This window comes from Synechococcus sp. H60.3 (assembly GCF_047462295.1).
In the GTDB taxonomy this organism is placed as follows: Bacteria; Cyanobacteriota; Cyanobacteriia; order Thermostichales; family Thermostichaceae; genus Thermostichus.
On record NZ_JANSIY010000053.1, the window covers coordinates 9323 to 17291 of the forward strand.

6 protein-coding genes are annotated in these 7969 nt (G+C 58.0%); 5 read left to right on the forward strand and 1 reads right to left on the reverse strand.

Features of this window, described 5'->3' with window-relative positions; all coding sequences use genetic code 11:
- Positions 1-125 precede the first annotated feature (125 nt).
- From NW841_RS07330 to NW841_RS07350, 5 genes are all read left to right on the forward strand, one after another.
- Positions 126-1049, forward strand: coding sequence for a bestrophin family protein (locus NW841_RS07330; protein ID WP_414363882.1), 924 nt, complete (start codon positions 126-128; stop codon positions 1047-1049).
- 198 nt (positions 1050-1247) lie between these two features.
- Entirely contained in the window at positions 1248-1613 is a 366-nt protein-coding gene (locus NW841_RS07335; protein WP_414363917.1) for an NAD(P)H-quinone oxidoreductase subunit M, read from the forward strand.
- A 76-nt stretch (positions 1614-1689) separates the two neighbouring features.
- Positions 1690-2127, forward strand: a complete 438-nt coding sequence (locus NW841_RS07340) for a DUF2996 domain-containing protein (protein WP_414368347.1) — start codon at positions 1690-1692, stop codon at positions 2125-2127.
- 162 nt (positions 2128-2289) lie between these two features.
- Entirely contained in the window at positions 2290-3771 is a 1482-nt protein-coding gene (gene glgA / locus NW841_RS07345) for a glycogen synthase GlgA (RefSeq protein ID WP_414385978.1), read from the forward strand.
- A 173-nt stretch (positions 3772-3944) separates the two neighbouring features.
- A complete protein-coding gene (locus tag NW841_RS07350) occupies positions 3945-5555 on the forward strand; it encodes a glycoside hydrolase family 57 protein (RefSeq protein ID WP_414371100.1) in 1611 nt (536 codons plus the stop codon).
- Between the two features lie 285 nt (positions 5556-5840).
- Here NW841_RS07350 and ilvB read toward each other — a convergent pair whose 3' ends face one another.
- The gene (gene ilvB / locus NW841_RS07355; protein WP_414363916.1) at positions 5841-7637 is read right to left on the reverse strand and encodes a biosynthetic-type acetolactate synthase large subunit; all 1797 of its coding nucleotides are present in this window, start codon (positions 7635-7637) and stop codon (positions 5841-5843) included.
- Positions 7638-7969 lie beyond the last annotated feature (332 nt).

A 7969-nucleotide genomic window follows, 5' to 3' on the forward strand; every position in this document is an offset into this window, starting at 1 on the left:
CTCAGAACCGCCAAGGGACTCGTGATCGCGATGTCTTTTGCAAAGGGGGGAGATCCCTTTGGCGCGTCAACAACGGTTGCCATAACGGTAGTAGGATCAGGGGGCAAGCTTGCCGACGCCACACCATGATTCGCCAATATCTATCGGGGAATGGGCTGCGTTGGTTTCGCTTAGCCTTGCAGTTACACGGATCGGTCGTGCCGGCAGTGCTGCCTCGCACCCTCATCTGTGGTCTCCTGGGAGTGCTGGTTTCCGTTCTCTACAAACTGGGGTTGCCCATAGCGCTTTCCTCGTTGGTGGCGTTTGTGCCCAACATTGTTTTGGGGCTGATGCTGGTATTTCGGACAAACACTGCCTACGAACGCTTTTGGGAGGGGCGAAAAGCCTGGGGAGCCGTGGTGAACAATGTGCGCAACTTAGCCCGTCTGATTTGGGTGGTCGTTGAAGAGAAGCAGCCCGGCGATCGGGAAGAAAAAATCAAAATCCTCTATCTGCTGCCTGCTTTTGCCATCGCCATGAAGCAACATCTGCGCCAAGAATTTTTGCCGGATGAGCTTCAGTCCCTCCTCAGCCCGGAGCAGTTGCAACGCCTCAAAAGCCTCAACCATCCCCCGTTGCAAATTGCTTTTTGGATCGGAGATTACCTGCAACGCCAATACCACAAGGGCCGTGTTGAGGTCTACCAGCTTACGATCATGGTGGAGCGGCTCAATAACATGGTAGATGCCTTGGGTGCCTGCGAGCGCATTCTCATGACCCCAATGCCCATTGCCTATGCCCTCCATCTGAAGCAGTTATTGCTGCTTTATTGTTTGTCTTTGCCGTTTCAGATGGTGGAGGGCTTGGGTTGGATGACCGGCCCCATTGTCGGGCTGTTGGCCTTTATGCTGTTTGGCGTCGAGGAGATCGGCATTGAAATTGAGAACCCCTTCGGACGGGATCCAAACGACCTGCCCCTTGATGTGATTTGCAGTAAGATGAAGCAGAATATCGCCGATTTGATCCAGTCTGCCCAGAACAACCATGGGTTATCTCATGAACAAACTTAGGTTGCTCTGGGAAAGGCAGTCCGGTCTACAGTGCGGGGCTTCCCGCCGATTAAGCTAAAGGGATCCCGCTTCTCCCCAAAATTGTTGGGTGGGGAGATTGGCCTAGGCAACTTTCTGGGATCTGGACAACAAGGGATCCCACCTCGGCGCCGGGAATGATACCTTGAGGAGGGTAGGATATTGACGAGAACGACTGCCATGCTGAAATGTACCACTCGCCACGTTCACATCTTTGCTGGCGAGGTAACTGCTGATAACCACTTTGTGCCCCGCGACGATCTGCTTACTCTTGATGTGGATCCGGATAACGAGCTGGTCTGGAACGATGCCGCCCTGCAGAAGGTCTATGCCCGCTTTGAGGAATTGGTGGAAGAGTACAGGGGCCGGGATCTGACCGAGTACAACCTACGGCGCATCGGGTCTGACCTGGAACACTTCATTCGCTCTCTCCTCAAGCAGGGGGAGATTGCCTACAACCTGCAGGGGCGTACTCCCAACTACAGCATGGGCTTCCCCCAGATCCCTGCCGAAGGGATCGTCGGCCAGTACATCCCCAAAGGCTAGCCCTCTTCGCCCTTCTGGACAGATCTAGCCCATTTGAGTCTGTAGCCCAACTTACTTGTTGTCGGAGCACCGATCCATGTCTGGAGAACCCACCCCTCAAGAGACCACTGGCGAAAAGTCGGCCCCTGTCGAGGTCGCTAATCCTGCTACTGAGGCGACTGGCTCCGCCAAAGCCGCCGCGAAAAAACCGGCCAAGGAAGAGAAGCCTTTTGAGCAACTGATTGCAGAAGACGTGATCCCAGCAACCATCGCCGCTTTTGAGAAACGCGGCGTCAACGATCTGCAACTGCGGCTGGAGGGCAAGACGCTGGTCGGCTCATTTGCCGGCGGCAAGAAGCAGTTTAGCGTCCTCTTTGCTGAGGGATCCCTCAACGGGCCCAAGTTCTTCCGCTGTGCTGTTGAAGGATCCCCGGCCAGCACCCTCGAGTCTTTTATGATCGACGAGCGCCGCGTGGACGTGAACCTGTTTGTTTTCTATCTGGTGCAGCGCCTCTACGCCCAGCAGTGGTATTGAGGGATCCAAGCTCCTAGATAGCCCAGCCAAATCGCGCCTGTTCTGCCAGAAGGGATCCCTATTCGGGGATCCCTTTTCGCTGAGGCGGGGGATGGGCTAGCGAAGCCAAAAGAGATTATCTTTTGTGAAGAAAAGTAAGGCGGTGCTACGGGAGATCTCGAAATGTACATCGTGCAGATTGCGTCGGAATGTGCCCCCGTCATTAAGGCAGGTGGGCTAGGGGATGTGGTGTACGGCCTCAGCCGGGAGCTAGAAGTGCGGGGGCACTGTGTCGAGCTGGTTTTGCCCAAGTACGACACCATGCGCTACGACCAGATCTGGGGCTTGCACGATGCCTACCGCGACCTCTGGGTGCCCTGGTATGGGGGAGCCATCCACTGCTCGGTGTACTGCGGCTGGGTACATGGCCGCCTTTGCTTTTTTATTGAGCCCCACTCCGGCGACAACTTCTTCAATCGCGGCTGCTACTATGGTTGCCCAGACGACAACATGCGCTTTGCTTTTTTCAGCAAGGCAGCTTTGGAGTTTCTCCTCAAAAGCAACAAGCGCCCCGACATCATCCACTGTCACGACTGGCAGACAGGACTGGTGCCGGTACTGCTCTTTGAGATCTACAAGTACCACGGCATGGAAAACCAGCGGGTATGCTACACCATCCACAACTTCAAGCACCAGGGCTTTGGCGGCCCGGAAATTCTTTGGGCCACTGGCCTCAATCGGGAGCCCTATTACTTCCACTACGATCGTCTGCGAGATAACTTTAACCCCTTTGCCCTCAACTTTATGAAGGGCGGGATCGTCTTTTCCAACTTTGTCACCACGGTTTCTCCCAACCACGCCCTGGAAGTGCGATTTGGCGATTACGGCTATGGGCTGGGTCACACGCTTTATTTACACCAGCACAAGTTTCGCGGCGTCCTGAACGGCATCGATTACGATATTTGGAACCCTGAGATCGACCGCTTTATTCCTTTTCGCTACACAGCGCAAACTTTGGAAAACAAGGCCAAAAACAAAAGAGCCCTGCGGGAACGGCTGCTGTTGCAAGATGTCGAAAAGCCGATTGTGGCCTATATCGGACGCCTCGATGAACAGAAAGGCGTGCATCTGGTGCACCACGCCATCTACCGCTCCCTGTTCAAAAATGCCCAGTTTGTTCTCCTGGGATCCGCCACGGAGCCGGGGATCGGCGCCTGGTTTGCCCATGAGAAACGCTACCTCAACGATAACCCCGACGTTCACATCGAGCTGGGTTTCAACGAAGAACTTTCCCACCTCATCTATGCAGGGGCAGACATCCTGGTGGTGCCCAGCCACTACGAGCCCTGCGGCCTCACCCAGATGATCGGCCTCAAGTACGGCACAGTTCCGGTGGTGAGGGGCGTGGGCGGCCTGGTGGATACCGTTTTTGACCGCGACTACGACAGTTGCAAATTGCCTGAGCAACGCAATGGCTACGTGTTCTACCACACGGATCACGCAGCCCTAGAGTCGGCGTTGGATCGGGCCATCGACCTGTGGTACACCGCCCCCGACCAGTTTCGCCAACTGCAAACCCAAGGCATGAGCTACGACTACTCCTGGAACTACCCCGGCAAAGAATACCTGGAGATCTACGACCAAATTCGCCACCGCTGGTCCTGACCAACATCCCCCCGGCGGCCACCAGCGATCCCCAGCGATCCCAGCCCTTGACCGCGAGGGGGAAATGCTGGACGATAGGTAGCAATGCTGCTCTTAACCTTCCCTACAGATTGATTGCTGGGGAAGGAAGGCTTGCTCCCTTATCTTCTCCCACCTGAGGATCCCTAGCCGCCATGATAGGCTATCTTGCCTTGGTACTCCACGCACACCTGCCCTTTGTGCGCCACCCCGAGCAGGACTTTGTGCTGGAAGAAGAGTGGCTCTACGAAGCCATCACCGAGACCTATGTCCCGCTGCTGCACATGTTCGAGGGGCTGCGGCGAGATGGCATCGACTTTCGCTTCACCATGTCTCTGACGCCGCCGCTGGTGTCGATGCTGCGGGATCCCTTGCTGCAGGAGCGCTACGACCACTATCTAACCAAGGTGGAAGAGCTGGCCCAACTGGAGTACGACAAGAACGCCACCAACGGCCACATTCGCTACCTAGCCGAGCACTACATCAAGCAATTTGCCATGGTCCGCGATCTCTGGGAGCGCTACGACCGAGACCTGGTGCGGGCCTTCAAACAGTTTCAGGACAGCGGCAACTTGGAGATCATCACCTGCGCCGCTACCCACGGCTACCTGCCCCTGATGCAGATGTACCCGCAGGCGGTTTGGGCGCAGCTGATTGTGGCCTGCGAGCACTACAACGAGCACTTTGGCCAATGGCCGCGGGGGATCTGGCTGCCGGAATGCGCCTACTACCAAGGGCTGGAGCGGATGATTGCCGATGCTGGCCTGCGCTACATGATCACCGACGCCCACGGCCTGCTCTATGCCAAGCCACGGCCCCGTTACGGCATGTACGCCCCCATCTTTACCGAGACCGGTGTTGCCGTCTTCGGTCGGGATCACGAGTCTTCCCAACAGGTGTGGTCGGCGGAGGTGGGCTACCCCGGGGATCCCGTCTATCGCGAGTTCTACAAAGACCTAGGGTATGAGGCCGACTACGAATACATCAAGCCCTACATCATGCCCAACGGCCAGCGGAAAAACACCGGCATCAAGTACCATCGCATCACGGGGCGCAACCTAGATCTGGGGCAAAAGCAACTTTACGATCCCTACTGGGCCAGGGAGAAGGCGGCAGAACATGCGGGCAACTTCATGTTCAACCGCCAGCGACAGATCGAATATCTGCACAGCGTCATGGGGCGCCCGCCGCTGGTGGTGGCTCCCTACGATGCTGAGCTGTTCGGCCATTGGTGGTACGAGGGCCCCTGGTTTTTGGATTTTCTCATTCGCAAGAGCTACTTCGACCAAACCACCTATCGCATGACCCACCTGGCGGAGTACTTGCGGGAGAACCCCACCCAACAGGTGTGCAAACCGGCCCAATCCAGTTGGGGGGCGCGCGGCTTCCACGAGTACTGGCTCAACCCCACCAACGCCTGGATCTATCCCCACTTGCACAAGGCCACCGAGCGGATGATCGAGCTGAGCCGCCGTGAGCCCGCCGATGACCTGGAGTGGCGAGCCCTGAACCAGGCGGCGCGGGAAGTGCTGTTGGCCCAATCTTCCGACTGGGCCTTCATCATGCGCACGGGGACGATGGTTCCCTATGCCGTACGTCGCACCAAGTCCCACCTGCTGCGCTTCAATCACCTCTACGAGAAGATCCAAGCCGGTCAGTTTCGGCGAGAAAAAGCCACCCCCGAAGACGAGCAGTGGCTGGCCAAGGTGGAGTATATGGACAACATCTTCCCCAATATCAACTACCGAGTCTACCGGCCCCTCTAACCATTGGGCAAGGCCAGAACCTGTTGGCAATCTCCAGTCGCAGCGTGGGGAAAAAGAATTTCGGACTACCTGGGCCGCACTCGCCTCTCTTCTTAGATCTTCTTGGACGATGGTCTGGGGGCAGTCGCGGCAGCGGTGCGCCCAGGAAGTGTTTTCTTCAATCTGGTTTGAAACGGCTGCAGTATCTCTGCGGGCTTTCCGCTGCCGAGGGCGGGCCTTATTGCAAATCTTCTCAGAGAACTTGGGATCCCAACTTCCCTGCCTTGATGGCCAGCCCTGCCGGTTCTAGAGCTTGGTGCCGCACTCGGCGCAGAACTTGTGCAAGCTAGGGTTTTTGGCGCCGCAGTTGGGGCAGTAAATAAGCTCGGCAGCCTGTTCCAGTTGCCGCTTTTCTGGCAGCCCAATCATCTGGTAATTGGCTTTGCCGGCGGGCACCATTGGGTAGCAGTTCTCGTCCCGCTTGACCACAAAATCGGCCAGCACCGGCCCCTCGTGGCGCAGCATCTCTTGGATGGCATCGTCCACTTGATCGGGGTGATCGACGCGCATGCCCTTGACGCCAAAGGCTTCGGCCAGCTTGACAAAATCCGGCATGCCCGCAGCCATATCGGAGTGGGAATAGCGCTCGCCGTGGAAGGCCTGCTGCCACTGGCGCACCATGCCCTGCCAGCCATTGTTGATGATGGCCACCTTGGTGGCAATGCCGTACTGGGCCACCGTGCCCAGCTCCTGCATGTTCATCTGAAAGCTAGCATCGCCGCTGATGCAGATCACCTCGGCATGAGGCAAGGCCACTTTGACCCCCATGGCTGCCGGGAAGCCGTAGCCCATGGTGCCCAGGCCAGAGCTGGAGATCCACTGGCGCGGCCCGTTGCGCAAAAACTGCGCCGCCCACATTTGGTGCTGACCGACATCGGTGGTGTAGTAGGCGTGGGGAGCATGGCGACGAAACGCATCGATCACCTGCTGCGGGGCGATCACACCCTCATAGCGGGGCACCTGCAGGGGGTAGTCCCGCTTCCAGCGCTCGATCCGCTCCAGCCAAGCCTGCGTCTGGCCAGGGGTGTGGGGCATTTTGCTCAGTTGCGCCAACAGCTCCACCAAAACGGTGCGCACATCTCCCACAATCGGCACGTCCGGAGCGCGGTTTTTGCCCACCTCTGCCGGGTCAATGTCGATGTGGATCACCTTGGCGTGCTTGGCAAATTCGTCTAGCTTGCCGGTTACGCGGTCGTCGAAGCGGGCCCCCACTGCAATCAGCAGGTCGCACTCGGTAACGGCAAAGTTGGCGTAGGCAGTGCCGTGCATGCCCAGCATCCCCACCGAGAGGGGATCGTTCTCATCGAAGGCCCCCTTGCCCATGAGGGTGGTGGTCACCGGGATCTGATAGGTGTGGGCCAGCTCGGCAATTTCGGCGTGGGCCCCAGAGATGATGGCCCCGCCGCCCACGTAGAGCAGGGGACGCTTGGCCTGCAGAATCAGCTTGGCCGCCGCGTGGATCTGGCGAGGGTTGCCCCGCACCGTGGGCCGGTAGCCGGGGATGTTGACTTCGCTAACCGGCTGGTAGTCGAACTCTTCCAGGCCCACATCTTTCGGAATGTCGATCAGCACCGGCCCTGGCCGCCCGGTGCCGGCAATGTGAAAAGCCTCGGCCACAATCCGAGACATTTGACGCGGATCCCGCACCACGTAGGAGTGCTTGACGATGGGCAGGGTGATGCCAAAGATGTCGGTCTCCTGAAAGCCGTCGGTACCGATCAAATGGCGGGGCACCTGGCCGGTGATCACCACCATGGGCACAGAGTCCATCATGGCGTTGGCGATGCCCGTCACCAGGTTGGTCGCCCCTGGCCCCGAGGTGGCGAAGCACACGCCCACCTTGCCGGTGGCGCGGGCGTAGCCATCGGCAGCATGGGCCGCGGCCTGTTCGTGGCGGACTAGGAAATGTTTGAGTAGACCTTGGGATTCGGCTTTGTACAGCTCGTCGTAGATGGGCAGGATCGCTCCTCCCGGATAGCCGAAAATGTGCTGCACCCCCTGTCGATGCAGGCTATCCACCAGTGCATAGGCCCCTGTTGCCACGATATCTTCTCCCCCCTGAAGACGACCGAGCACTCAACCTGGAGCGGCTGAGTCAGAAGACTGGCCAGCTTTTTGGATTGTGTATTTAGTTCAACAGTTTAGCAGGTGTTTGCTGTGCAAAGTTGGGATTTGCCTGGGGGGTAGCCCTTTTCTCCGGCAGAACCGGTTTTTCCTCCACCCTGCCTTTGCCTTGGAGAACTCTATGAACTACCCCACCGCGCAGGCGGGTGGGGTTTCCCCATCCGCTTGACAGCAGAGCTTTTGTCTCTTCTTCTGCCCCAGTTGCTCCGTGGATCCCGTGTACCGGGTCTGTGAAGTAGAGCTGAAGCATC